Here is a 26,861-nt window from a genome sequence, read left to right on the forward strand (position 1 = left end):
GGACGCCCATGTCGTTTTGCCGGCCCGCCGTATCCCGCTATCCTGTGCCCATGCTGCCCACGAAATATGCCCTGCCGCTGATGTTCCTCGCCCTTGCCGCCACCTCGGCGGCGCATGCGCGCGGCACCATCGAGAAAGTGGACATCACCGGCCTGGACAAGGGCGACGATGCCGAGATGATCGAGAACATCGAGGTCTCGCTGTCGCTGTATGACACCATCGGCAAGCCGCAGGGCGAGTCGCGCCTGGAATACCTGCTGTCCCAGGCCGAGCGCCAGACCCGCCAGGCGCTGGAGCCGTTTGGGTATTACAACCCCACCATCACCGTCGAAAGCCCGCGCGACGGCGAGAACCTGCGGGTGGTCATCCATGTCGACCGTGGCCCGCCCACCCTGGTGCGCCGCGAGAACATCGACATCACCGGCCCGGCGCAGCTGGACCAGTACCTGCAGCAGGACCTGGAGAATTTCCGGCCGCGCAAGGGCCAGCGGTTCGAGCACACCGTGTACGACGCCAGCCGGATCACCATCACCCGGCGCCTGGCCGAACGCGGCTACTTCGATGCGGACTTCACCCAGCGCAGGGTGGAGATCACCCGCGCCGACAACGCCGCCGACATCAACCTCAGCTGGGACAGCGGCCGCCGCTACAACATGGGCGACATCCGCTTCCACGAAGATTATTTCGACCCCAAGCTGTTCGACCCGCTGGTGTACTGGGAAACCGGCAGCTATTTCCACGAAGGCAAGCTGGACCGCCTGCGCGAATCGCTGACCAAGCTCGACTACTTCAGCGTCATCGACATCCAGCCGCAGCCGGACCAGGCCGACGAGAACGGCAATGTGCCGGTGGACGTCACCCTGACCCGCGCCAAGCGCACCATCTACACCGCCGGTGTGAGCTACGGCAGCGAGAGTGGCGCCGGTGTGCGCGGCGGGCTGGAGCGGCGCTTCGTCAACAGCCGCGGCCACAAGATGAACACCCAGCTGGACTATGCGCAGAAGCGCAAGAGCCTGGTCACCACCTACCGGGTGCCGGCGTTCAAGTGGCTGGATGGCTGGTACGCGCTGACCGCCAGCGCCTATGACGAGCAGACCGACTACATCGACCTGCGCAACTTCAAGCTGATCGGCAGCCGCAGCGGCGAGATCAACGAAAACTGGACCGCCATCGCCTCGATCAACGCCCTGCGCGAGCGCTGGCGCTATGCGTCGGGTACCGAATTCACCAACGCGATCTACAACACCTCCACGCTGGTGTACCCACAGCTGACGGCCGATTACGTCAATGTCGACGACCGGCTGGCCCCGCGCAGCGGCATCAGCGGCAGCGCGACCCTGCGCGGCGGCATTGAAGGCGCCGGTTCGGATACCAGCTTCGTGCAGGCCAATGTGATGCTGCGCTGGTTCATTCCGATCGGCGATGCCGACCGCCTGATCCTGCGCGGCGAAGGCGGTACCACCTGGACCAGCGACCTGGTGGCGATGCCGCCCAGCCTGCGCTTCTTCGCCGGTGGCGACCGCAGCATCCGCGGCTACGCGTTCCGTGAGGTCGGCCCGCGCACGCCTGAGCCGGACAAGTTCGCGCTGGGTGCGAAGAATGTGGTGACCGCCTCGGCCGAGTACGAGCACTACTTCAAGGGCGGCCCGTGGGGCGGCGCGGTATTCGTCGACACCGGCAGCGCCTTCGACAACACCATCGACCTGCACACCGGCGTGGGCTTCGGCGTGCGCTGGAAATCGCCGGTGGGCCCGGTGCGGGTGGATATCGCGCATGGCCTGAACAACCCGGACTCCAAGTTCCAGCTGTACCTGAGCATCGGAGCGGACCTGTGAGCACGCCGAGCCCGAAACCCGCTCCGCCGCCGCGCGTGCGCTTCTACCGCAAGCGCCGCTTCTGGGCGTGGTCGGGCTTCACCGTGCTTGGGCTGGTGCTGCTCGCGCTGCTGCTGGTGTACTGGCTGCTGCAGACCGTGGCCGGGCGCGACGTGCTGCTGGCCCAGGTGGTGGCACGGCTGCCGGCCGGTGCCACGCTGACCTGGAGCAAGGTGGATGGCCCGGTGGCCGGGCCGCTGGTGCTGCACGATCTGGACTTCCGCTACAACGATATCCACTTCACCGCCGAGCGCGCCTACCTCGATCCCGATATCCGCCCGCTGCTCGGCCGCAAGCTGCAGCTCGATGCGCTGCAGATCAAGAACGCCACGCTCAACCTGGCCAAGAGCGACGAGCCGTTCGAGATGCCCTCGTGGCCCGGTTCGCTGCCGCAGATCGAGATGCCGCTGGCGATCCAGGCCGACACCATCATCATCGATGGGTTCCGCATCACCCAGGCGCAGGAGCCGCTGATCGACATCGCCAAGCTGCGCGGCGGGCTGGAGATCGCCAATGGCGAGTTCCGCGCGCAGCAGCTCAAGATCGACAGCGACCGCGGCGATTTCCGCGTGGACGGCCGTTACGTGCCGCGCAGCAACTACTCCACCGACATCACCATCGGCGCGGTGCTGCCGGCCCCGCGCGGGCGCACCCCGGCGCGGCTGGGCCTGGTGGCGCGCGGCGACCTGGACCGCATGGAGATCGCGCTGGCCGGTCATGCGCCTGCGCCGCTGCAGGCCAGCCTCGTCTTCGAAGGCCGCGACGAACCGGTGTGGAAGGCCAGCGCACGCAGCAAGGAACTGGACCTGGCGCTGCTGGTGCCGGGCATGGACGCCGCCGGTACGCCGCTGTCGCTGGATTTCACCGCCGATGGCAAGGGCGGCCAAGCCAACCTGCAGGGCCGCATCCAGCAGGGTGATCTGGCCGTGGAGCTGGCACCTTCGCGGGTGGGCCTGGCCGACCAGGTGCTGACCGTGTCGCCGCTGGTGGTGAAGGGCTTCGGTGGCCAGGCGCGCCTGCAGGGCACCGCCGACTTCCGTGACCGCGAGAACGCGAGCCTGCGCTTCGCGATCGTCGCCAACGACCTCACCTTCGTGCCGGAAGCTGATCCCACCACGCAAGGTGCGGCCAAGCCGGTTCCGGTGACGCTGAAAGAAGCGCGCATGGGCCTGGCCGGCACGCTCAAGACCTGGGCCGCCGTGGGCACCGCGGCCGTCGAGCGCGAGCAGCAGACGGCTGACCTGAAATTCGACATCCGTGGCAGCGATACCGCCGCGCAGATCAAACAGCTGCAGGCCAAGACCCCGGGCGGCGCGCTCGACATGACCGGCCAGGTGGCGTGGGCGCCGCAGCTGGACTGGGACGTCGCCGCCAAGCTGGCCGCGTTCGACCCGGGTTACTTCGTGCCCGGTTGGGACGGCCGTTTGTCCGGTTCGCTCGCGTCCAAGGGCCGGCAGTTGCCGCCGCCCGCGGGCAGCCCGGCCGGCACCGCCGGTGCATACGAGGCCACCGTGGACGTGCCCGGCATCAACGGCACGCTGCGCAACCGCCGCGTGGACGCGCAGGGGCGCTTCGCGCTGCGCGGGCAGCAGGGCGAGGGCAACGTGCGGCTGGCCGTGGGCAACAGCCGGCTGACCGCGCGCGGCAGCGTGGGCGACCGGCTCGACGTGCAGGCACAGCTCGATCCGGTGCAGCTGGACGACCTGATGCCCGGCAGCACCGGCACCCTGCGTGGCCAGGTGCAGGTGCGTGGACCGCGCACCGCGCCGGACATCACCGCCGACCTGGTGGGCAGTGGCCTGCGCTATGCGGATTACAGCGCCGAAGCATTGAGCATTCGCGGCAACCTGCCATGGCAGGGCAACAACGGCACGCTGGCGCTGCAGGGCACCAAGGTGCAGGTCGGCATGCTGCTCGACACCCTCAATGTGAATGCCAGCGGCGGCATCTCCAACCTGCGCCTGGACGCACAGGCGAAGAACGAACTGGGCGCGGTGGCGCTGCAGGGCGGCGTACGCCAGCAGGGCAACGCCTGGCGTGGTGAGCTTGCCGCGCTGCGCATCGCGCCGGTCAAGGGCGACGCGTGGTCGCTGCGCGCGCCGTCCACGTTCGGCATCCAGGGCAGCAGCTTCACCCTCAGCGATACCTGCCTGGGCGCCGCCACCGGCGGCGCGCTGTGCGCCAGCGCCAACTGGCCGCGCGACGGGCTGAAAATTCGTGGTGATGCGCTGCCGCTGGCACTGGTGCAGCCGTGGCTGCCGCCGCAGTCCGGGCGTCGTCTGCACCTGCGTGGCGAGATCACCCTGGACGGGCACATCCGCCCGCGTGGCAATGCGTGGGAAGGCAGCGCGAAAATCGCGTCGCTGGAAGGCGGCATCCGCCTGGGCGACAACGCGCGTGGCGAACTGGTGCGCTATGACCAGTTCTCGGCCACGCTGGAAATGACCCCGGCGCAGATCAACGCCAAGCTGGGTGTCGGCTTCCAGGGCAACGGCTTCGTCGATGCCAAGGTGCAGACCGGCTGGGATGCCAGCGCGCCGCTCAACGGCGAGCTGTACCTCAACATGTCGCGGCTGTACTGGCTGGAGCTGTTCTCGCCGGACATCGTGCGCCCCACCGGCCTGATCGAGGGCCACGTGAGCCTGCGCGGCACCCGTGGCACGCCGTCGCTGGGTGGCGAGGCCAAGCTGAGCAACTTCAAGGGCGAGTTCCCCGCGCTGGGCCTCACCTTCGACCAGGGCAGCGGCAACTTCACCGCCCAGCCGGACGGTTCGGCAAAGATCACCGCGCAGGCCAACTCGGGCAAGGGCACGTTGTTCGTGGACGGTGGCCTGTCGTGGTTCGGCGATGCGCAGCCGCTGCAGCTGCATATCCATGGCGAGAACGTGCTGCTGTCCAATACGCCGGAGCTGCGCATCGTCGCCAACCCCAACCTCGACTTCACCCTGGCCGCCGCCGCCATGCAGCTGCGCGGCACCGTGCACGTGCCGGAGGCCGACCTGGACCTGGAACGGCTGGACCGTGGCACCTCCGTGTCTGAAGACGTGGTGGTGCTGGACCCGGCCGACCCCGAGGAGACGCCGAGCTCGCCGCTGGACATGGACCTGACCGTGAGCCTGGGCGACAACGTGCGCATGGCCGGGTTCGGCCTGAAGGGCGGGCTGGGCGGCAAGATGCAGGTGTGGTCGCGGCCGGGCCGTGAGATGACGGCCAATGGCGCACTGGAAGTCAGTGGCCGCTACAAGGCCTATGGCCAGGACCTGACCATCACCCGCGGCAATCTCAACTGGAACTTCAACGCCGTTTCCGACCCGCGCATCAACATCCGTGCCGAGCGCCGCATCGGCGATGTCACTGCCGGTATCGACGTGACCGGGCGTGCGCAGTCGCCACGCGTGGATGTGTGGTCGGACCCGACGATGTCGCAGTCCGAGGCGCTGGCGTTCCTGGTGCTGGGCCGCAGCCTGACCGGTGCCAGCAGCGACCAGACCCAGCAGGTCAACGCGGCCTCGGCGGCGCTGTCGGCCGGCAGTGGCCTGCTCGCCTCGCAGCTGGGCGCCAAGCTCGGCCTGGACGACGCAGGTGTGAGCCAGTCGCGCGCGCTGGGCGGTTCGGTGATCGGCGTGGGCAAGTTCATCTCGCCCAAGCTGTACGTGGGCTACGGCGTCTCGCTGGTCGGCAGCGGTTCGGTGCTGACCTTGAAGTACCTGCTGCGCCGCGGCTTCGATATCGAAGTGGAATCGAGCACCGTGGAAAACCGCGGCTCGCTCAACTGGCGAAAGGAAAAATAACGCCGAGCTGCCTCGGTAGGGTCGCATCCCAATCGACGACGTGCAGGGATGCACAAGTGGTGCGGCCGCAGGATGCGGAAGAGCACCACTGCTGACCCTGCATCCGCACCCGGTGATGGCATTGTAATGATCGGCAGCGCGGTTTCATCGGCCGTGCGATTGCAGGCGTCCATGCGTCAATCGGATCGCACCCATCATCGGCGGTTGTTTGGGAACCAACCCTACCGGCACGTGCACAACTATCAGCGCGGTGCATGCCGAAAACGGCAATGAAAAACGCGAATCAGATCGTCTACCAGCACTGCGACTGCTCAGCCTGCGCGGCGCATCACATTCCGCGATCTGCTTGGCGCGCAATGACTTGCAGGCACATGCAGCTCAAACCCGACAGGGTGTTAGGCGACGCCAACCAAGCAGCGCACCTCAACAGATACAACCGATTTCCGATATGGTTTCCGCGTGCGCATGGTAGGTCCTGAGTCTAATAGCTCAGCAATACAGCAGGCTTGATGTAATGCGTCGGGAGGGTGGCGAAATACAACACCCTCGTGGAAATACGTCGCACCGTTTCTTGCTAACGGCTATTAGCCTCCCGACTCCCTCGCCATTCCGGCGAGGGAGACATCCAGGAGAGGCCTACCATGCACGACCATGAAAGCGATTCATCCGCTGACACCCAGCCGCGTGTCATCTACCACTGGCGCACACCACGCACCGTGTTGACCGGCGCACTGCGCGAGCACGACCGTGCGCCCCCGCCCGACGAGTTATTGATACCGTCGCTGCACCTGCGCGGCATGTGGATGACCACGGCGGGCATCGAAGCAGGCACGCGCCTGAGCGTGCAGATCGCGCCTGGCTGCCTGCTGCTGCGCACCCTCACCCCGGTAGTGCGCGTGGCGTGCCGGCCGGGGTGGTACCAGGCCAAGCAGCGTTCCGACCGCGTCCGCTGGTAGGGTCGCATCCCAATCGACCGCCGACCGTGTGCCCGCATCCGGTGGCGGCATTGCAATGGTCGGCATCGCAGCTCCAACGGTCGTGCGATTGCGGGCTTCCAGGCGTCAACGCGATCGCACGCATGGTCGGCGGTTTTTTGGGAACCAATCCTACCCTCGGCGATTGCCGAGGTTCCTGCGCAGATCGATTGCCCAGAACACCAGCGACATCCCGATGCCCGCCAGCGGCCAGATCACCCCGGCGACCAGCGGTAGCGCGTTGGGTTCGCCTTCCGGGTCCGGCCCACGCACTCTGGCGCGCGTCATCGCAATGAGGGCCAACCCGAATACCCACGCGCGGTCCAGCGTCATCAGCAGGAGCCCGTCTATTCCCTGCGCCCGCTGCGCCCACATCGCCGCGCCCACCGCAACGGCGGCCAACGGCAGGAACGCCCAACGCAGCCAAGCCGGCCCGCGCGCTTCGTCTTCATGCACGCACTGCCAACGCAACAGTCCCTTGAACCCAAGGACCAGCAGCCAGCCGGCAGGCACCATCAGGGTTGCGGTGGCGATGAACAGCCATCCTTTGTTCACGCCTACGGCAGGGCTGGCGTTGACACCCCATGCGGTAACCGCGCCGAGGAACAGCCCGACGATGGCGCAGCGCAGCGCGCCGTACCGAAGGCGCACAGGATGCGATGCATCGCCAAACCTCGCCCAGAAGCCGACCTGGCCCGGATCCAGCCCCGTCGGTACTTCTTCTTCTGGCCAGTACTCCAGCGCGGCCAGCATGAACGGGGTGTCGCGGGCGCGAGTGGGCAGGGTGGCGTCGAGGCGATTGCGCCAGCGCGGGCGCGGCTCGTGCAATCGCGCCACCGCTTCATCGGTCTCCTGCGCGGACAGGTAACGCTCGCTGAAACGCTCGTAGTCGATGCGCAGTGCGCCACGCGATTCCGGCAGCAGCTTCCATGCCTGCCGGCAACGGCGCGCCACCGTCGCCAACCACAACGCGTCCAGGTCGAGTGCAATGTCATCCCAGTCGAAGGCCTGCATCAGCGTGCCGAAGTTTGCCTCCGATACGGGCGGACGCTCGTGATGCAGGCGTTCCAATAGTGCCCAGCCGACGTCGCCCCGGAACTTGAGCGACCAGCCCAGGGCACGCTCCTGCAGCAACTGGCTCAATGACGCTGCGCTCACCACGGCCGCCTGCTGGAGGATGTCGAGCGCCGCGACCTCCGGATCCAACGCAGTGGACGTCGTTTCGAGCCTGGCAACCGCTGGTGTGCCAACGTCCGGTACAGGCAAATGAAGCGCAGGCGGCGCATCGGATTGTTCCTCAGGCACACTGCGGCACATCGCGAGCGCGTGCTGGTAGCAGGCATGCAGATCCTGGAACGCGTCAGGATCATCATCAGGCCGGTTGCAACGCAACAGCCGTGCGTAGGCACGTTTCACCGCACGCTCGTCGCCCTGTTCGGCAAGCTCCAGCAGCTCCTCGCCTGCACTCATGATTCGGCTTCCAGTGCGTCCAGCGCGGCACTGAATGCATCGCGTTGTTCGGAAATGCGCGCCGTATCCTGACTCTCCAGCGTGGATCGGAACTGCGCAAGCCACGCCTGGACATGGTCGCGATTGTCCATGTACTCCGCGTAGACCCGCTCGGCGCGCGCCATGAGTGCCACGTTGGGCAGGTGCTCGCGGGGGTGCACCTTCAACGCCTGCAGTGCGGCCAGGCGTGTCTGGATCTGCGCAGCGTCCAGTGCGCTTTCATTGCGCTGCAGGACAAGGTCGTGCCGGTGCCCGTTGCTGGTATCGGTAATCTCCACCTGCAGCAGCCCATCAACGTCGTACGTAAACCGCACACGAAAACTGCCATCGCCCCCGCGCGCTGGATCGACTGGAATCTCCAGCCGGCCCAGCGCGATGTTGCGTTCCACTACCGGGTGCTCGCCCTGATAGACCCCGATCGACAGTATCTTCTGCTTGTCCGACACCGGACTGATCGACTGCTCGCGACTGATCGGCACCACACTGTTGCGTGGAATCACCGGCAGGAAGTAGCCAGGATGGTATCGGCCGCGCTCGTCCACCCGGGAAACATCGATGCCCAATGTGTAGGGGCAAACGTCGGTCAACACGACCTCGTCGAGATCGATGGCGCGCGCCTTCAATCCTGCCGCCAGCGTGGCACCCAGCGCGATGGCCTGATCCGGATGGATGTGCCGCAAAGGCAAGCGACCCAGCAGCCGCGTAGCAAGCCGGCCGACCATCGGCATGCGTACCGCTCCGCCGACCAGCACCACGTCATCAATGTCGCCGGGCACCAGCCGGGCGTCGCGCAGTGCACGCTCGATGGGCAGTCGCATGCGCTGCAGCAGCGGTGCGGCGAGCGTCTCGAACCGCTCCGCCGTGCAACTCCACTCCACGGACGCATCCAGCAGTTGAATCTGCAGCCGGTTGTCGCCGTGGGTCGACAGACCCTGCTTGAACGCCTCCATCTGCTGGCGCAGGCGCGCCAGCTCCGACGCCGGCAACCGTTTGAGGTCGGTCCCGGTATCGGTAGCGAATGCCTGCAGCAGGACCTCCAGGAAATCTTCGCCACCCAGGAAGGTATCGCCCGCCGAGGCATGCACCTCTACCACGCCGTCGAACAGCTCCAGCAGGGACACGTCGAACGTGCCGCCGCCCAGGTCCAGTACCAGGACCCGGCCTTCGCCCTCGCGGTCGCGCAGCCCATATGCCAGCGCAGCAGCCGTAGGTTCGTTGATCAGCCGTTCGACGCGGATGCCGGCCAGCTCGCCGGCCGCCCGCGTCGCCTTGCGCTGGGCATCGCTGAAGTAGGCCGGTACGCTGATCACCGCCTCGGTGATCGTCTCCCCGAGCGCGCTCTCCGCGTCGGCGATCAGTGACCGCAACACCAGCGCGGACAGTTCCTCGGGGCGGAACCGACGCCCGCCCAGTGTCGTCTCATGGTCGGTACCCATCTGCCGCTTGAAGACGGACGTGGTCAGCTCCGGGTGGGTCACAAGGCGCTCCCGCGCGGCCTGGCCGACCAGCACCGTGTCGCCATCCAGACTCACGACCGATGGCGTCAGCAGCTCGCCATGTGCATTGGGAAACAGCCGTCCCCCCTGACCGTCATGCACGCCGATCAGTGAATGCGTCGTGCCCAGATCAATCCCTACGATCATCCCTGCCATCTCCCCCTGAGAAGCGCAGATTCTATCCACCGACCGCCACCCCTGACCATCGGGCGTTGCCCCACGCGCCCCCAGTGGCTAAGGTGCCCGCTCGTTCCGCCGTACTGGATGCACCCATGCCCGCACGCACCCCGCTCGTCGCCGCCCTGGCGCTCGGTCTCACCCTCGCCGCCGGCGCCCATGCCGACGAAGGCATGTGGATGCCGACCCAGCTGCCGGACCTGGCCAAGCCGCTCAAGGCGGCCGGTTTCAAGGGAAACCCGGCCGACCTGGCCAACGTGACGGCGCCGCCGCTGAGCGCGGTGGTGCGGGCCGGCGGCGGTACCGGTTCGTTCGTGTCCGACGATGGCCTGCTGCTGACCAACCACCATGTCGCAATGGGCGTGATCCAGTACAACAGCACGGCCGAGCACAACCTGATCGATGGCGGCTTCATCGCCCAGGGCCGGGCCGACGAGCGCCCGTCCAACCCGGACTTCCGGGTGCTGGTCACCACCGGCTTCGACAAGGTCACCAATGAAGTGCTGCGCGATGCACGCGGCAAGACCGGCCGCGCCTACTTCGACGCGGTCGACCGCGCCAGCAAGCGGCTGGTGGCCGAGTGCGAGCAGGAAGGCAACGTGCGCTGCAGCGTGGCCGACATGTACTACGGCACCGATTTCTACCGCATCCGCCAGCTGGAACTGAGCGATGTACGCCTGGTGTACGCGCCGCCGCGCGCGATCGGCAACTACGGCGACGAGATCGACAACTTCATGTGGCCGCGCCACACCGGCGACTTCACCCTGCTGCGTGCCTACGTGGGCAAGGACGGCAAGCCGGCCGCCTACAGTCCGGACAACGTGCCTTACCACCCGCCGGCACACCTGAAGATGGCCATCGACGGCCCGAAGACCGGCGACTACGCGATGCTGGCCGGTTACCCCGGCATCACCTACCGCCACCGCACCGCGGCAGAGTTCGCCGGCCAGATCGATGCAGTGCTGCCGCGCCGGGTCGCGGTGTTCCAGCAGATGATCGACACCATCGAGGCCGCTACGGCCAAGGATTCGCAGGCGCGCACCCGCTACGCCGCGCAGCTGCAGTCGTTGAAAAACAACCGCAAGCGGGCCGCCGGTGAGCTCGAAGGCTTGCTGCGCAGCGATGCCAAGACCCAGCGCGCCGCCGACGAAGCGGCCATGCTGGAGGCCACGGATGCGGCTTACCAGCCGGACATCCAGGCGCTGTTCGGCACGCTGTCGCAGGGCGCTGCGATGGGCGAGCGCGATTTCGTGCTGGAGCAGGCCGCCACCCAGAGCCAGCTGCTGCGCTCGGCGCTGCTGCTGGAGCGCCTGCGCATCGAGTCGGCCAAGCCCGACGCCGAGCGAGAAAGCGGCTACCAGCAGCGCGACCAGGCCTTGATCGAAGGCGTGCTCAAGCAGGTCCAGCGCCGCTACGCGCCGGATGTGGAGAAGGCGCTGCTGACCGACCTGTTCACCCGCTATCAGCAGCTGCCCGACGCGCAGCGCCTGCCCGAATTCGATGCCGCGTTCGGCCGCACCCCGGCCGCGCTGGCCAAGGCGCTGGACACGCTGTACGCCGGCACCCGGCTGGGCGAGGAAGCCGAGCGCCTGACCCGCTTCGCCGCGGCAAAGGACGGCAAGGCCCTGGCGGCTGATCCGCTCATCGACCTGGCCGGCCCGCTGGTGGCAGCGCAGCTGCGCCTGGAAGACCAGCGCAAGGACCGCGAAGGCGAGCAGCTGCGTCTGCGCCCGGCCTACATGCAGGCCCTGTTCGCGTGGCGCGCCAAGCAGGGGCGGGCGGTGTATCCCGATGCCAACCGCACCCTGCGCATCAGCTACGGCAAGGTGGAGGCGCTGTCGCCGCGCGATGCGGTGCATTTCGACCCGGTGACCACCGTGGCCGGCATCGTCGAGAAGAACACCAACGCCTTCCCGTTCGACGCGCCCAAGCCGCTGCTGGCGGCGATCGCCAAGGGCGATTTCGGCAGCACCGCCGACCCCGTGCTGAAGACCCAGACGGTCAACTTCCTGACCAACCTGGACACCACCGGCGGCAACTCCGGTTCGCCGGTGTTGAACGCACGCGGCGAGCTGATCGGGCTCAACTTCGACAGCAACTGGGAATCGGTCAGCGCCAGCTGGTGGTTCGACCCGCGCTTCAAGCGCGCCGTGCACGTGGACATGCGCTACCTGCGCTGGCTGCTGGCCAAGGTCTACCCGGCACCGGAACTGCTCAAGGAAATGGGCGTTCCGGCCAACTGACCCCGGTCAGAGGCGGCGCAGGCACTTCCAGCCGAGCACCACCGGTGCTCGGGACAGGTCCAGCGCGGCGTCGCCCGTATCGAGCGGGTCGTTCGGGTCCCAGCCCTCGCTCCGCGCAGGCTGCGCCTGGCGGGGCGGTGGCGCGTCGGCATGCCAGGCGGCCGCCTTCAGCGCGACACCGCCGTCGTGCCTGCCGGCCGCCGGTGCAACGCGGCGTACATCGAACACGCGCACCTCGGTGATCTGCTGATGCGCCGCCGCCGCGGCCAGGATCAGCTTGCCCGCCAGGTTGTTGATGGAGCAGTCGCGCCCCAACGAGGGCAGGCAGCCTTGGGCGGGCAGGCTGCCCAGCTCCCGCCGGACCTCGTTCAGCACCTGTGCGTGCCGGGGAGTCTGGGACAGGTCGACATCCAACGCGTCCCGGCAGGACAGTTCGATCTCGTGCAGGAAGCGGGTGATCTCCAGCGCCGCCACTTCCTGCTCCGACAGGGGGCCGGCCTGCGCGCCGGCGGCAGGCGTCTGCATGGCCAGGTAGAGCGTCCCCATCAACCCGCAGGCGGCACCGCGGCCGCGCCCCGGCGGGGCGACGAATGGCGCATTGCAGACCGTCACCAGCATGTCGTCGAGCGCGTCGATGATCGCCTCACGGTCGCGCGCGGGCAGGGTCACCTCCAGCCGGTGGCGCAGCAGCGGGGTCAAACCGAGAGAGGGGGCAGCGGGTTGCATGGGCGCTCAGGGGGCGGGTTGGGGACCTCTACGCTGCCTGCAGGACCCTTGCGGGAGAAGGGGCGGCGGCGACTTTCGACTGTCGCAGGCACCCTTGGGCCGGACTCCCACCTTTGTCGCATTTGGCTCGATTCAGAACGAAGGCTAGACTGCGGACTGGTTTGGGGGATGCGACAGGCTACGTGACGGCAGGAAACGACGATGGTCACGGCAAAACGCCGATGACCCGCGCGGGGGAGCTGGCGGGGCTGCAGGTCTGGGTGGTCGAAGACGATCCGGAGCTGCGGGCGCTGCTGCTGGACGACCTTGCCTGGCGTGGCGCCACGGTGCGCGGGCTGGGCAGTGCCGAGGCGCTGTACCGCGCGCTGCTGAGCGACCGCTGCGACATCGTGGTGCTGGACGTGGGTCTCCCCGGCGAAGACGGCTATGCGGTGGCCAGCCACCTGCGCGCGTCGGGATCGATCGGCATCGTCATGCTCACCGGGCGCGGCGACGCGCGTGACATGGCGCTGGGCCTGAACCAGGGCGCCGATCTCTATCTGGTCAAGCCACCGGACATGGATGTGCTCGCCGCCGGCCTGCACAGCCTGCGTCGCCGCCTGCCGTCGGCCGCGCTGGTGGCCGCCGCAACTGCGCCGCCGCCGCCGCCGTGCTGGCGACTGGCAGACGACGACTGGACCCTGCACGCACCGACGGCGGCGACGCTGGCGCTGACGGTGATGGAGCGTGGCGTGCTGCAGCGGCTGTTCGTGGCCGCAGGGGTGGCAGTCACCCGCGAACAGCTCATCGCCAATCTTACCGACGCGCCGTGGGACTTCGATCCGCACCGCCTCGACGTGCTGGTGCACCGGCTGCGCACGCGCGTGCGCAGCGCCACCGGCGTGGAACTGCCGATTCGCGCGCTGCGCGGCCAGGGCTACCTGCTCACGGTGTGACCCGCTGCCCCGCAGGGCGGAGTGAGCCAGTGTGAGCGTGCGTGAGCCGCCGGCACTGACTTGATTTCACGGCAACATCACAATTCGCCCCGCCCGGCACCGCCGGCGACGTCTGTCGCCTGCCGTTCGGGATTGATCTGACAGGGGACGTCTGGACCGGTTGCGGCAGGTACGCAGCTTGCGGCGTTCCCTGTGAACGCTGCAACGACCGGAACAGGGGAAAAACACATGTCCAGCCATAGCGATCGCGCAGTCGTCTGCGCGGCGGTGTCGTCGTTCGAGCGCGCGAAAGCGCTGCCGTGGCGCACCCGCTGCCTGCGTGGCCTGGCCGCCGTGCTGCTGTGCTCGCCGCTGAGCGCGCTGGCGATCGACCTGCAGATCACCGACTTCTCCGATACCGGTTACGACCCGGTGCCCGCCGGCACCACGGTGATCTACAACGTCAAGGTCGAGAACGGCGCCAACGACAACGCCAGCGGCAGCGTGACGCTGTTCGACCTGCCCGCAGGCACGGCGCTGGGCAGCACCGCACCGGCCGGCTGCAGCGCATCGGCAGGCGCCAGCGGCAGCACCCGGGTGGTCTGCAACAACCCGGTGCTGAATGCCGCGACGGCTCCGTACGAGTTCAAGCTGCCGGTCACCACCACGGCCTCGCAGCCGGCGACGATTACCGTGCGCGCCGCGATTGGCTTCGCGACGGCACTGCCGCCGGCCACCACCCCGATCAGCACGCTGCAGAACACCGACCCGTTCTTCGGCAGCGACACCAACGTCGCCAACAACCGCACCAGCCAGAACACCACCATCCAGGCCGCTGCGGACCTGGAGCTGAGCAAGAGCGCCACGCCCAGCCCGGTGATCGGCGGCGGTGAGATCACCTACACCCTCACCGTGCGCAACAACGGCCCGAGCGTGGCCACCGGCTTCAACGTGGTCGATACGCTGCCGCCGAACGTCACCCTGGTCGGCGTGCCCAGCGGTGCGGACTGGGCGTTCGCGCAGCAGAACGGCACCTACAACGGCACCCTGGCCGTGGGCGCGACCACCAGCTATTCGTTCCGCGGCAAGGTCAATGTCGGCACCGGCAACATCGTCAATTCGGCCGTGGTCAACGCCGGCACGGTGCCCGATGCGGTGCCGGACAACAACGCCGCGCAGGTGACCACCCCGGTCACCGCCGGTGCGGACCTGCTGGTGTCCAAGTCGGTGTCCCCGGCGCCGGCCGCTGCCGGCTCGGTGGTGACCTACACGCTGACCGCGCGCAACGACGGGCCGAGCGCGGCTACCGACGTGGTGCTTCGCGATCCGCTGCCGGAAGGCTTCATCGTCAACGGTGTCTCCGGGCCCAACGGCTGGTCGTGCGACATCAACCCGGAACGGACCGTGGTGACCTGCAACGCCGCCAGCGTCGCGCCCGGCGCGCAGGCACAGATCGCGATCCAGGCCCAGGTGCCGTCCACCGGCACCAACAGCAGCGGCACGGTCAGCAACACGGCCACCATCAGCGCCACCACGCCGGATCCGGTGGCGGCCAACAACACCGGCACGGTCGGCCTGACCGTCATTCCCGACGGTGCCGACCTGCGCATGACCAAGACCAAGACGCCGGCGCTGGTGCCGGTGTGGAACAACACCGGCGCGCGCACCGACAGCATGATGACCAATGCGCTGCGCGCGCAGAACCTGGGGCCGCGCACGGTCACGGGCAACCTGCAGCTGGTCGACACGCTCGCCGCCGGCGAAGAGTGGGTGGATGCCAGCGGCCAGCCGTACGCGCCGGGCACGCCGGTCACCGTCGGTGGCTTCAGCTGCAGCGTGGACCGCGCCTGGAGCGGCGCCCCCGCGCAGGTGGTTACCTGCACGCAGACCGGCGGCTACCCGGTGGCCGTCAACGGCAACTCGGCCGCGCTGACCCTGTACACGCTGGCGCGCCTGCAGGGCACGCTGGCCAACACCGCCTGTACCGGCGGCAGCGGCGGCTCGGCCGAACCGACCACCGCCGGCGGCATCAACCTGGACCCGAACACCAGCAATGACTGCACCGGCGCGCAGAGCCGCGCCACCGATGCGCGCGCCGACCTGTCCATCACCAAGCGCACCAATGGTGCCGGCGATGCCGACAACATCATCCGCGAGACCGACGCCGGCGTGAGCTACACGCTGCAGGTCAGCAACGGTGGCGCAGCCACCACCGGCGTGGTGGTCAACGATCCGATCCCGGGTTTCGTCACCGGTTCGACCACCGTGACCCCCACCAGCACCCCGGCAGGCTGGACCTGCGCTCTCTCCGGCAGCAGCTGGATCTGCCGCTCCAACACCACCGCGCTGGCGGCCAATGCCACAGTAACCATTGCATTCACCGTCAACCGCGGGCTGTTCGACAGCCAGGCGCAGACGGCAGGCACCTGTGGCGGCGTGGCGATGCCGGCCGGGCGTTTCTGCAACACCGCCGGGGTGAGCGTCGACCCGAGCGTGAGCGGGTCGATCGGCGAAGCCGACGCCACCAACAACAGCGCCTCGGACTGGGTCCAGATCGACCCGGTGGCCAACGTGGCCACCACCGCCAAGGACATCACGTCCGGCAGCCCCGGCCGTGCGGGCGTCAACACCACCTACCGCATCACCTACCTCAACCGTGGCCCGTCCATGGCGCGCGGCGTGGTGTTCAGCGACACCTTCACCCTGCCGGCCAACGATGCGGGCTTCGTGCTGGTGTCGGCCGCGCGCACCGGCGCTGGCACCCAGGCGTGCACCGTCACCCGTCAGGACGCGGGCATCAGCTCGGCGGCCGGGCCGGGCGGCACCTCGTGGTCCAACACCAGCGCGGCGCCCGCCACGCTGCGGCTGACCTGTGCGCCGTTGGACATGGCCAACAACTCCACCCAGTCCATGACGGTGGTGATCCGCCCGAACGTCAACAGCGGCAACACCGGCCGCCAGTTCACCAACGACGGCACGTTCTACTTCGACCCGGACAACACCGGCACCGCCGTGCCGGCCAGCGGCACCGACAGCAGCGGGCGCAGCTACAACTACAACAGCCGCACCGACGATGACAGCAAGTCGGCCGTGCTCGATTTCACCGCCGGTGAAGTGGACCTGATCGTCAACAAGATCGACCAGAACTTCGTCGGCGCGGTGGATCCGCTGGGCTACGACTCGCGCGTCGGCCAGGAAGCCAACAACTACATCACCTACCAGGTGAGCGTGCGCAACGACGGCCCCTCGCTGGCCACCCGCGCGCTGATCGAAGACACCATCACCCCGGCCAGTGGCGCCAACGTCGCCTTCGTCGGCAGCCGCACCGGTACCGCCACCACCCCGCAGGGGGCGCTGGAAGCGCCGGGCGACCGCTGCAGCGTGGCCGCAGGCAGCAGCAACCCCACGACCGCACCGCAGACGCTGTCGTGCAGCATGCCCAGCATCGGCGTGGCCACCACCGAACAGGGCGTGATCGGCGCTGGCCAGACCAGCTACCTGTACCTGGTGTACCAGTACCTGAGCCCGCCGCCGGCGACCGGCGCGACCCTGCTCAACTCGGTCACCGCACGCTCCGCCGAGACCGAGCGCGACAGCAGCAACAACACTGCCGTGCAGGAAACCAGCATCCGGACGCGTTCGGACCTGGCGATGACCAAGACCAGCGTGGTGCTGGCGCCCAACGCCAACCCGACCCAGCCGCTGCCGGCGGCCGCCACCACGATCAGCCTGCGCCAGCCGTTCTGGTACGTGCTGGATGTGGTCAACAACGGCCCTGGCCACAGCCTGTCGCGTGACCGTAGTGGCGACAACCCGCTGCGCGGCGATGGCGTGGTGGTCACCGATACCCTGCCGGCTGGCCTGGAAGTGATCGGAGGCGGCGAAGGCACCAGCTGGCAGAAAGCCGGCACCACCGCCGACGCTGGCGTGGTGACCAACGGCAGCGGCAACTGCGTGCTGAACGGCCGCAACCTTACCTGCCGCATGGGCGACCTGGCCCTCGATGGGCGCACCCGCGTGCTGGTTCCCGCGCGCTGGACCACGCTGCCCACCAATGGCGCCGGCAGCAACACCGCGCGCGCCACCAGCGACCAGCTCGACCCCACCCCCGGCAACGACGAGGGCACCAGCACCCATACGGTGGTGCGTTCCTCGCTGGCCGGCGTGGTGTTCCAGGACCGCGACCGCGCGGGCGCCAATGGCGGCACGCCGCAGGCCGGCGAGCCGACCATTTCCGGCGTCGAGGTCCGCCTCGGCGGCACCGATGCCTACGGCAACACGGTGGCGTTGACCACCACCACCGACGCCAGCGGTGTCTACCGCTTCGACAACCTCGCGCCGGCAGATGCCAGCGGCTACACCGTCACCCAGGTGCAGCCGACGACCTACGTCAATGGCCCGGTGGCACCGCCGACCAGCGGCGGCCAGGCGCCGTCGGCCGGCGGCACGTTTGCGGTGGTCGATCCCGCCGCCAGCGCCAACTCGCTCTACACCGGCGTTGCGCTCGGCGCGGGCGTGGATGCGCTGCGCTACAACTTCCCCGAAGTGCGTCGCCCGGCGCTGTCCGGCTTCGTCTACGTGGACAGCAACTACAGCAACACCCGCAATGCGGGTGACGCGCCGATCGCCGGCGCCACGGTCGAGCTGCTCGATGCGGCCGGTACCGTGCTGGCGACCACCACCACCGGCAGCGACGGCAGCTATACCTTCAATGGTCTGGACCCGCTGCAGGTCTACACGCTGCGTGAGGTGCTGCCGGCCGGCAGCTACCGCAACCGTCCCAGCGCGATCAATCCGGGTCTGGTCGGCGGCACCGCGTGCGTGGGGTGCACCACGACGACCGGCGCGGCCGGCGACGCCGCCACCACCGACCGGATCGGCAACATCGACCTGTCGCGCGGCGAAGACGGGACTGTCTTCAACTTCGGCGAAGACGCCATCACCGGTATCTCCGGCCAGGTCTACCTGGACCGCAACGGCAACGGCGACTTCGATGCCGGCGATGCCGGCACCCGCAATTCGCAGCCCAACGGCGGCCTGCAGGGCGTCACCGTGACGCTCACCGGCGCCGGCCCCGACGGCATCTTCGGCAATGCCGATGACCTTGCCCCGGTGGTGGTGCAGACCGACGCGCAGGGCCGCTACGCCTTCGACGCGCTCGTGGTCGGGCAGAACTACCGCATCACCGAGACGCAGCCGCAGGGCTACGCGAACGCGGCCGAGAACCCGTCGAACGTCATCGCGATCAACGCGCTGCCGCTGACCGGTTCGAGCGGCAATGACTTCGGCGAGAAGCTCGGCTCGATCAGCGGCGTGGTCTATGAGGACTTCTCCAACGTCGCGGCCAACAACAACAACGGCCGCCGCGACCCGGGCGAGAATCCGATCGCCAACGTCACGCTGACGCTCTCGGGCATCGACCTGCTGGGCAACCCGATGGCGCTGACCGCCACCACCGATGCCACCGGCAGCTACCGCTTCGCCGACCTGCTGCCGCCGCAGACGGGCACCGACTACACGCTGACCGAAACCCAGCCGGCCGGTTACCTGGACGGCAAGCACACGGCCGGCAATGCCGCCACGCCCGGCAGCACGGCGGTGGCCAATGTGATTTCCGCCATCGCCATCACCGCCGGCCAGGACGCCACCGGCTATCTGTTCGGCGAACTGGCCAATGCGCCGATCAGCGGCACCGTGTACCTGGACCGCAACGACGACGGCGACAACGATGCCGGCGACGTCGGCATTCCCGGCGTGCAGGTGACCATCGTGGGCGCCGGTGCGGACGGCGTGTTCGGCACCTCCGACGACACCTCGGTGGATCTGGTCACCAACGCCGCGGGCCAGTACAGCTACCCCGGCGCGATTGCCGGCCAGGACTACCGCATCACCGAAACCCAGCCGACCGGGCTGGGCGAGGGCCGCGAGCAGCCGGGCAACGTCATCACCGTGACCAACCTGCCGGCGGCGGGCTCCAGCGGCAATGATTTCGGTGAGCGGGCGGCGTCGCTGTCGGGCACCGTCTATCTGGACCGCAACAACAACGGCGTGCAGGACGCCGGCGAACCGGGCCTGCCCGGCGTGCAGCTGCTGCTGCCGGCCGGCACGGTCGACGCGCTGGGCAATGCCGTGCCGGCGGCGGTCAGCGATGCCGATGGCCGCTACCGCTTCGAACACCTGCTGGCCGGCACCTACCTGGTGAGCGAGCAGACCGCGCAGCCGCTGTTCAACGGCACGCCGACGCTCAACGGCATCACCCGTGCGGGCACCGTGGATGGCGCCTCTGCCGGCGTGGCCACGCCCGTCGCCACCGTGCCCAGCGCGATCAGTGCGATCGTGCTGCCGGCCGGCAAGGCGGCCATTGAACAGAACTTCGGCGAAGTGCTGCCGGTGGCGATCTCCGGCACGGTGTTCTTCGACGTGGACAACGACGGCCTGCGCAATGGGGCGGCCGAGACCGGCATCGAGGCCGTGACCGTGCAGGTCACCGGCACCGACGACACCGGCGCCAGCGTCAACGTGAGCATGCAGACCGATGCCGATGGCCGCTTCGCCTTCGATACCCTGCGCCCGGGCATCTACACCCTGACCGAACCGCAGCAGCCGGCCGGCACCAGCAACGGCATCACCACCGCCGGCACCGTCGGCGGCGTCAGCCGCGGCACCGCCACGCCGGTGACCACCGTGCCCAGCCGCATCAGCGCCATCGACCTGAGCACGCCGGGCAGCGCCTCGGTGGACAACCTGTTCGGCGAGATTCCGCTCAACAGCGGCATCAGCGGCAAGGTGTGGACCGACCGCAACAACGACGGCGTGGTCGATCCGGGTGAAACCGGGCTCGCCAACGTGCGCGTCACCCTGTCCGGCACCGACCTGGCCGGCAACCCGATCACCCGCGACACCGTGACCGACGCCGACGGCAGCTACAGCTTCGCCGAGCTGCCGCCGGGCACCTATGGGGTGACCGAGCCGGACCAGCCGACCGGCACCCGCGACGGCCGCACCGTGGCCGGCAGCACCGGTGGCAGCGTGACCGCGCCGGGCACCGCACCGTCGCAGATCAGCGCGCTGGTGCTGGGCGTCAACCAGCAGTCGATCAACAACAACTTCGGTGAGATTCCGGCGGCCAGCATTGCCGGCCGCGTCTACAACGACAGCAACGACAACGGCAGCGTCGATGCCGGCGAAGGCGGCATCGCGGGCGTCAGCGTCGTGCTCACCGGCACCGACGACCTCGGTCAGCCGGTGTCGCTCACGCTGACCACCGATACCGACGGCCGCTACCGCTTCGAGGGCCTGCGCCCGGGCACCTACACGGTGACCGAGCCGACCCAGCCGCCGCAGACGCTCAACGGCATCACCAGCGCCGGTACCGTCAACGGTGCCAGCGTCGGCGTGGCCAGCGACCGCACCAGCGTGCCGTCCACGATCAGCCAGATCGTGCTGCCGCTGGGGGCCGATTCGGTGGACAACAACTTCGGTGAGATCGGCGACTCGCCCGACCTGATGGTCAGCAAGGCGTCCACCAGCACCCGCTTCACCGTCAACAACCTGGCCGGTTACACCATCCAGGTGCGCAACGCCGGCCAGCAGGTCTCGCGTGGCGAATACACGGTGCACGACCGGCTGCCAGCCGGCCTGAGCCTGGACAGCGTGCCGGTGGGGACCGGCTGGACCTGCACCGGCGAACCCGGCGCGGTCCGCTTCAGCTGCGCCAGCCAGCGCGTGCTGGCGGCCGGTGCGGTGTCGCCGGACAGCATCGCCGTGGTGGTCCGTGTGGCGGCCTCCGCCGCAGAAGCCGGCACGGTCAACAACGCCGTGCTGGTCGAAGGCGGCGGTGAGAACCCGTTCCGCGCCCCGACCCCGACCGAGCGCGCGGCGTTCGACGGCGAGGTGGGCAACCTGCCGGTGTGCGTGGACAGCATCAGCCATAACGCCTGCCGCGTGCCCAACAGCGTGCAGCTGTCGGCGTCGGTCGGTGGCACCGTGTGGTTCGACGCGGGCAGCGAGGACCAGCTGCTGGACGGGGGCGACAGCCGCCTGTCGGGCTGGACCGTTGAACTGGTCGATCCGACCACCGGCCAGGTGGTGAAGACCGCGGTGAGCGCGGCCGACGGCAGCTATCGCTTCGGCGACGTGGTGCCCGGCGTGAAGTGGAACATCCGCTTCCGCGACCCGCGCTCGACCGTGCTGTGGCCGTTCCCGGTCACCCGCGAAACCGCCAACGGCGTGCAGGAAGCCTGCGACGCCGACGCGGCGATCGCGCGCGGCGGCGTCAGTGCCTGCCGCACCAGCGACAACGGCACCAGCCAGCTGGAAGTGGTGCTGCGTGCCGGTGAACACCTGCCGCAGCAGAGCCTGCCGGTGGACCCGTCGGGCGTGGTGTACGACGCCACCACCCGCGACCCCGTGCCGGGATCGATTGTCACGCTGGCGCCGGTGGGCCTGTGTGCCGGCTACGACCCGCGCACCGCCGTGCTCAACGCGGCCGGTGGCGGTTATCGCATCGACGGCAACAGCATTGCCATGACGGTGGGCAGCGAAGGCTTCTACCAGTTCGCCTTCGCCCCGACCGCGCCGGCCCGCTGCGAGTTCCAGCTGACGGTGACCCCGCCGGGCGGTTACACCTTCGTGTCGACGATGATTCCGCCGCAGGCCGACGCGTTGTCGCCGGCCGGCGGCGCCGGTGCCAACCACGTGGTGCAGGCCAACACCCAGGCGCCGACCGGTGCCGTGGGCACCGCCACGCAGTACTACCTCACGCTGTTCGCCGGTTCGGCCACGGCGGCGATCGTGCACAACCACCTGCCGCTGGATACGGCGGTGGCCACGGGCCTTGCGATCACCAAGACCGGTGACCGCCAGACCGCCGAGATCGGCGACACCGTGCAGTACACCATCACCGTGCGGCAGACCGCCGGCAGTGCGCTGGCGGCGTTGAACGTGGTCGACCGCCTGCCGCGTGGCTTCACCTACATCGACGGCACCGCGCGTGCCGAGGGCCGTGCGGTCGCCGACCCGGCCGGCAAGCCGGGCCCGCTGCTCGGCTTCGCGCTGGGGCCGATCAGCGTCGGTGGCCAGGTGGTGCTGACCTACCGCGTCCGCGTGGGTGTTGGCGCGCAGCAGGGCGACGGCATCAACCGGGCGCAGGCCTTCGGCTGCTCGATTGCCGGTGGCTGCATCGATCCGGTCGCGATCGCGCCGCTACCCGGTTCGCTGGCGTCCAACCGCGCCGAGTACCGCGTGCGTGTCACCGGCGGCGTGTTCACCGACCAGGCCTGTGTGCTCGGCAAGGTGTTCATGGACTGCAACAACAACCATGTGCAGGACCTGGAAGAGCTCGGTATCCCGGGCGTGCGCCTGTACTTCTCCGACGGCACCTGGGTAATCAGCGATTCGGAAGGCAAGTACAGCCACTGCGGCCTGCCGCCGCAGAGCCACACGCTGAAGGTGGACGCCAGCACGCTGCCGGTCGGCGCGCACCTGACCACCAGCAGCAACCGCAACCTGGGCGACGCCGACAGCCTGTTCCTGGACCTGAAGAACGGCGAGCTGCACCGCGCCGACTTCATCGAGGGCAGCTGTTCCAACCCGGTGCTGGAGCAGGTCAAGGCCCGCCGCACCCAGGGTGAGGTACGCGCGCCGGAAACCGAACCGGGACAGGCGCCGCTGCGCTTCGAGAGCAAACCCGCACGGGCGCCGCAACAGGCGACCGATACGGCCAACCAGAGACCCATCGTGCACCCCAGAGCCCACCCGCCCGCCGCCGGCACCGCCACGGAGGGCCAGCCATGAGCCGTGCTTCCGTAGTGCGCCAGCTGCCCCGCCTGAGCCTGCTGGCCTGTGCGCTGGCCGCCGTGCCGGCGATGGCCCAGACCGTGGGCACCCCGGGCCGGTTTACCCCGGTGCTGGGCGATGCCAGCACGTTGTACCCGCGCAGCCCGGCCAGCACGGACGCGGCGCCGGTTGCGCTGCGCACGACCCCGGCGGCGGGCACGCTGGACCGCATCGTGGTGGAGCTGGACCGCGACGGCGTACCCGCCGATGGCCAGAGCCCGGTGCATGTGCGCGTGCAGCTGCTCGATCCCAGCGGCCTGCCGCTGACCGGCACCACCTACGCCACGCTCGAAAACAGCGGTGGGCGTATCCGCCTGCCGGGCTCGCGTACCGATGAACTCGGCCCCGGCGCCCTGGATGCCGACAAGGTCACCCCGGGCGTGCAGCTGCAGGTCGTGAACGGCGTGGCCGAGTTCGACCTGATCGCCCCGCACGAGCCGCAGGACGTGCTGCTGCGCATCACCGCCGGCGCCGAGACCGCGCAGGGCAGCATCGGCTTCGTGCCGGAAATGCGCGAGATGATCGCCACCGGCCTGATCGAGGGCGTGGTCAACTTCCGCCGCCACGGCAACGGCGGGTTGATCTCGCCAGTGGAGAACAACGACGCCTTCGACCGCGACATCCGTCGCTGGGAACGCCAGTTCAACAACGGCAAGGCCAACGCCGCGGCGCGCACTGCGTTCTTCGTGAAGGGCCGGATCAAGGGCGAGACGCTGCTGACCGCCGCCTACGATTCGGACAAAGACACCCGTGGCCGCCTGCTGCGCGACATCCAGCCCGAGGAGTTCTACCCGGTCTACGGCGACTCGTCGCTGCGCGGCTTCGACGCGCGCTCGGCCGAGCGCCTGTACGTGCGCCTGGACAACAAGCGCAGCTACCTGCTGTACGGCGATTTCCAGACCGGCGACGGGCTGGCCACCGCCACCGGGATCGGCGGCAGTGGTCCCATTCCGCAGCGCAGCCTGGGCACCTACAACCGCACCGCCACCGGCCTGGGCTGGCACTTCGAAAGCGAACGCGTGCGCAGCAATGTGTTCGCCATCGAAGACTCCCTGCGCCAGGTGATCGAAGAGTTCCGCAGCCAGGGCAGTGGCCCGTATGCGCTGCGCAACAACGCGGTGCTGGAAGGCAGCGAGCGCGTGGAAGTGATCGTGCGCGACCGCAATCAGCCCACCCGCATCGTCTCGGTGCGGCCGCTGGCGCGGCTGGTGGACTACAGCTTCGAGCCGTTCTCCGGGCGCATCCTGCTCAACCAGTTCCTGCCGGCGTTCGACAGCGACCTCAATGCGGTGTCGCTGCGCATCACCTACGAACTGGACCAGGACACCGTGAAGTTCTGGGTGGTGGGCGCCGACGCACAGGTCAAGCTGACCGACCGCCTGGAAGTGGGCGCAGCGGCGGTGGACGACCGCAACCCGTATGCGGCCTTCCGCATGGGCAGTGCCAACGCCAGCTACCGCTTCGGCGACAACACCCTGCTGGTGGCCGAGTTCGCGCGCACTGAAAGCGAGGTCAACACCAACAGCATCAACCAGATCACCTCGCAGGGGCTGAAGGACGTCACTGGCGAAGTGAGCGGCGATGCCTGGCGGGTGGAGTTCGCCCACCAGACCGACAAGCTGGAAGCGCGCCTGTTCGCCGCCCGCACCGACCCGGCGTTCAACAATCCGGCGGCGCCGCTGTATGGCGGCCGTGGCGAGTACAACGCCCGTGTCGCCTACCAGCTCGGCCCGCGCCTGGAGCTGTACGTGGAAGGTCTGCGCAGCGAAGACCGCAATCCTGACGGCGGCAAGCGCGACGCCGGGGGTGCCGGCGTGCGCATCGACGCCACCGAACGGCTGACCGTGGACGTGGGCGTGCGCAGCATCCGCGAGACCATCGGCATCACCTCGCCGTGGTCGTCCGGCGTGCCATTCGGCAATGCCGGCGGCCTGACCGGCGGCTTCGCCACCGGCGCCGGGGGCGGCGCGCTCGGCTACGGCCAGCAGGCGTTGGACCCCGCCACCGGGCTGATGGTGATCAACGGCAGCAGCACCGGCAGCCCGATCACCAGCGATCTGCCGGTGGGCACCGAGCTGGAATCGGACAGCGCCCGCTTCGGCCTGGGCTATCGCCTGAGCGACACGCTCAGCAGCGGCGCCGAGATCGAGCACAGCGTGAGCGGTGAAGACCGCCGACGCCTGGCGGCAGGCCTGGATTACCAGGTGTTCGAGCGCAGCCGGCTGTACGGCCGCTACGAGAAGCAGACCGGCCTGACCAGCGCGTACGGCATCACCACCACCGACCGCGAGGCCGATGCGCTGGTATTCGGTATCGACAGCAGCTACCTGCGCGATACCCAGACCTTCAGCGAGTACCGCCTGCGCGATGCGATCAGTGGCCGCGACGTGCAGGCCGCCTCGGGTATCCGCAACAACTGGGATATCGCCGAAGGCCTGCGCCTGTCCAGCTCGGCCGAGCACGTCAAGGTGATCGACGGCAGTACCGGCGACAGCACCGGCCTGGCGCTGGCCCTCGATTACGCCGCCAACCCGCTGTGGCGGGGTGCCATTCGTGCCGAGCACCGGATCTCCGAAGACGTGCCGGATACCGACACCAACGAGGCGTTCGACACCACGCTGCTGCAGTTCATGCTGGCGCGAAAGCTCAGCCGCGACTGGACGCTGCTGGCCCGCAACTACCTGCTGAGCACGCGCTACGAGGCGCGCGGCGATGTGCTGCAGGACCGCTTCCAGCTGGGCGTGGCCTACCGCGATACCGACCGCAACCGCATCAATGCGCTGGCCCGCTACGAGTACAAGCTCGAACGCGACGAAAGCGGGTTGACGCTGGTCGATGGCGGCACGGTGGATGGCAGCAGCCAGGACGTGCGCACGCGCGCCCATATTGTGTCGGCGCATGCCGACTGGCATCCGTCGCGTCCGTGGTGGTTCACCGGGCGCGTGGCCGGCAAGTGGCAGCAGGACCAGTTCGCCTACAGCGACGGTGCGCGTGTGGACAGCCGCTTCCGCGCGATGCTGTTTTCCGCGCGGGTGGTGTACGACGTGACCGAGAACTGGGACGTCGGCGTGCTCGGCTCCACCTTCCGCGGGCAGAACGGTGCGAACCAGTATGCCTACGGCATGGAGGTCGGCAGGCTGCTGCGTCAGAACCTGTGGCTGTCGGCCGGCTACAACTGGACCGGCTTCGCCGGTGACCGCGATCTCAATGGCTATGAATACACCCAGCAGGGCGTGTTCGTGCGCCTGCGCTTCAAGTTCGATGAAGACCTTTTCCGGCCGGACCCCGTCCGCTACCGCGACCCGGCACGCTGAGGATGC

10 protein-coding genes are annotated in these 26,861 nt (G+C 68.8%); 7 read left to right on the top strand and 3 right to left on the bottom strand.

From position 1 onward, the window contains the following. The first annotated feature begins 50 nt into the window (after positions 1–50). From ACOZHM_RS03935 to ACOZHM_RS03945, 3 genes are all read left to right on the top strand, one after another. Positions 51–1,835 carry an autotransporter assembly complex protein TamA gene (locus tag ACOZHM_RS03935; RefSeq protein WP_421567652.1) on the top strand — a complete coding sequence of 595 codons (1,785 nt, stop codon included), beginning with the start codon at positions 51–53 and terminating at the stop codon, positions 1,833–1,835. Continuing rightward, entirely contained in the window at positions 1,832–5,665 is a 3,834-nt protein-coding gene (locus ACOZHM_RS03940) for a translocation/assembly module TamB domain-containing protein (RefSeq protein ID WP_421567653.1), read from the top strand. Before ACOZHM_RS03935 ends, ACOZHM_RS03940 begins: the two co-directional genes overlap by 4 nt. A gap of 641 nt (positions 5,666–6,306) precedes the next feature. Further along, entirely contained in the window at positions 6,307–6,621 is a 315-nt protein-coding gene (locus ACOZHM_RS03945; RefSeq protein WP_421567654.1) for a SymE family type I addiction module toxin, read from the top strand. A gap of 150 nt (positions 6,622–6,771) precedes the next feature. Here the strand turns inward: ACOZHM_RS03945 and ACOZHM_RS03950 are convergent, their stop codons facing one another. Next, on the bottom strand, positions 6,772–8,109 hold the full coding sequence (locus tag ACOZHM_RS03950) for a hypothetical protein (RefSeq protein WP_421567655.1): 1,338 nt from the start codon (positions 8,107–8,109) through the stop codon (positions 6,772–6,774). Next, positions 8,106–9,791, bottom strand: coding sequence for an Hsp70 family protein (locus ACOZHM_RS03955; protein ID WP_421567656.1), 1,686 nt, complete (start codon positions 9,789–9,791; stop codon positions 8,106–8,108). Before ACOZHM_RS03955 ends, ACOZHM_RS03950 begins: the two co-directional genes overlap by 4 nt. Positions 9,792–9,916: 125 nt before the next feature. Here ACOZHM_RS03955 and ACOZHM_RS03960 point away from each other — a divergent pair, with 125 nt between their 5' ends. Next, positions 9,917–12,064 (top strand): S46 family peptidase, encoded by a 2,148-nt coding sequence (locus ACOZHM_RS03960; protein WP_421567657.1) that lies wholly within the window; start codon positions 9,917–9,919, stop codon positions 12,062–12,064. A gap of 6 nt (positions 12,065–12,070) precedes the next feature. Here the strand turns inward: ACOZHM_RS03960 and ACOZHM_RS03965 are convergent, their stop codons facing one another. Continuing rightward, the gene (locus ACOZHM_RS03965) at positions 12,071–12,790 is read right to left on the bottom strand and encodes a hypothetical protein (RefSeq protein WP_421567658.1); all 720 of its coding nucleotides are present in this window, start codon (positions 12,788–12,790) and stop codon (positions 12,071–12,073) included. A 221-nt stretch (positions 12,791–13,011) separates the two neighbouring features. On the opposite strand from ACOZHM_RS03965, the gene ACOZHM_RS03970 reads away from it, so the two are divergent. From ACOZHM_RS03970 to ACOZHM_RS03980, 3 genes are all read left to right on the top strand, one after another. Then, positions 13,012–13,725, top strand: coding sequence for a response regulator transcription factor (locus tag ACOZHM_RS03970; RefSeq protein ID WP_421567659.1), 714 nt, complete (start codon positions 13,012–13,014; stop codon positions 13,723–13,725). A gap of 228 nt (positions 13,726–13,953) precedes the next feature. Next, a complete protein-coding gene (locus tag ACOZHM_RS03975) occupies positions 13,954–23,499 on the top strand; it encodes an SdrD B-like domain-containing protein (RefSeq protein ID WP_421567660.1) in 9,546 nt (3,181 codons plus the stop codon). Continuing rightward, complete coding sequence (locus ACOZHM_RS03980; RefSeq protein ID WP_421567661.1) at positions 23,496–26,855, top strand: hypothetical protein; 3,360 nt, start codon at positions 23,496–23,498, stop codon at positions 26,853–26,855. The genes ACOZHM_RS03975 and ACOZHM_RS03980 overlap by 4 nt, the downstream gene beginning before the upstream one ends. Positions 26,856–26,861: the final 6 nt, after the last annotated feature.

The organism is Stenotrophomonas sp. PD6, assembly GCF_049199305.1.
Classification (GTDB): Bacteria; Pseudomonadota; Gammaproteobacteria; order Xanthomonadales; family Xanthomonadaceae; genus Stenotrophomonas.

Excerpts from the sequence above, each read along its gene's own strand:
- ACOZHM_RS03935 (WP_421567652.1), top strand. The coding sequence starts at position 51 with ATGCTGCCCACGAAATATGCCCTGCCGCTGATGTTCCTCGCCCTTGCC.
- ACOZHM_RS03945 (WP_421567654.1), top strand. The coding sequence starts at position 6,307 with ATGCACGACCATGAAAGCGATTCATCCGCTGACACCCAGCCGCGTGTC.
- ACOZHM_RS03950 (WP_421567655.1), bottom strand. The coding sequence starts at position 8,109 with ATGAGTGCAGGCGAGGAGCTGCTGGAGCTTGCCGAACAGGGCGACGAG.
- ACOZHM_RS03955 (WP_421567656.1), bottom strand. The coding sequence starts at position 9,791 with ATGATCGTAGGGATTGATCTGGGCACGACGCATTCACTGATCGGCGTG.
- ACOZHM_RS03960 (WP_421567657.1), top strand. The coding sequence starts at position 9,917 with ATGCCCGCACGCACCCCGCTCGTCGCCGCCCTGGCGCTCGGTCTCACC.
- ACOZHM_RS03965 (WP_421567658.1), bottom strand. The coding sequence starts at position 12,790 with ATGCAACCCGCTGCCCCCTCTCTCGGTTTGACCCCGCTGCTGCGCCAC.
- ACOZHM_RS03970 (WP_421567659.1), top strand. The coding sequence starts at position 13,012 with ATGACCCGCGCGGGGGAGCTGGCGGGGCTGCAGGTCTGGGTGGTCGAA.
- ACOZHM_RS03975 (WP_421567660.1), top strand. The coding sequence starts at position 13,954 with ATGTCCAGCCATAGCGATCGCGCAGTCGTCTGCGCGGCGGTGTCGTCG.
- ACOZHM_RS03980 (WP_421567661.1), top strand. The coding sequence starts at position 23,496 with ATGAGCCGTGCTTCCGTAGTGCGCCAGCTGCCCCGCCTGAGCCTGCTG.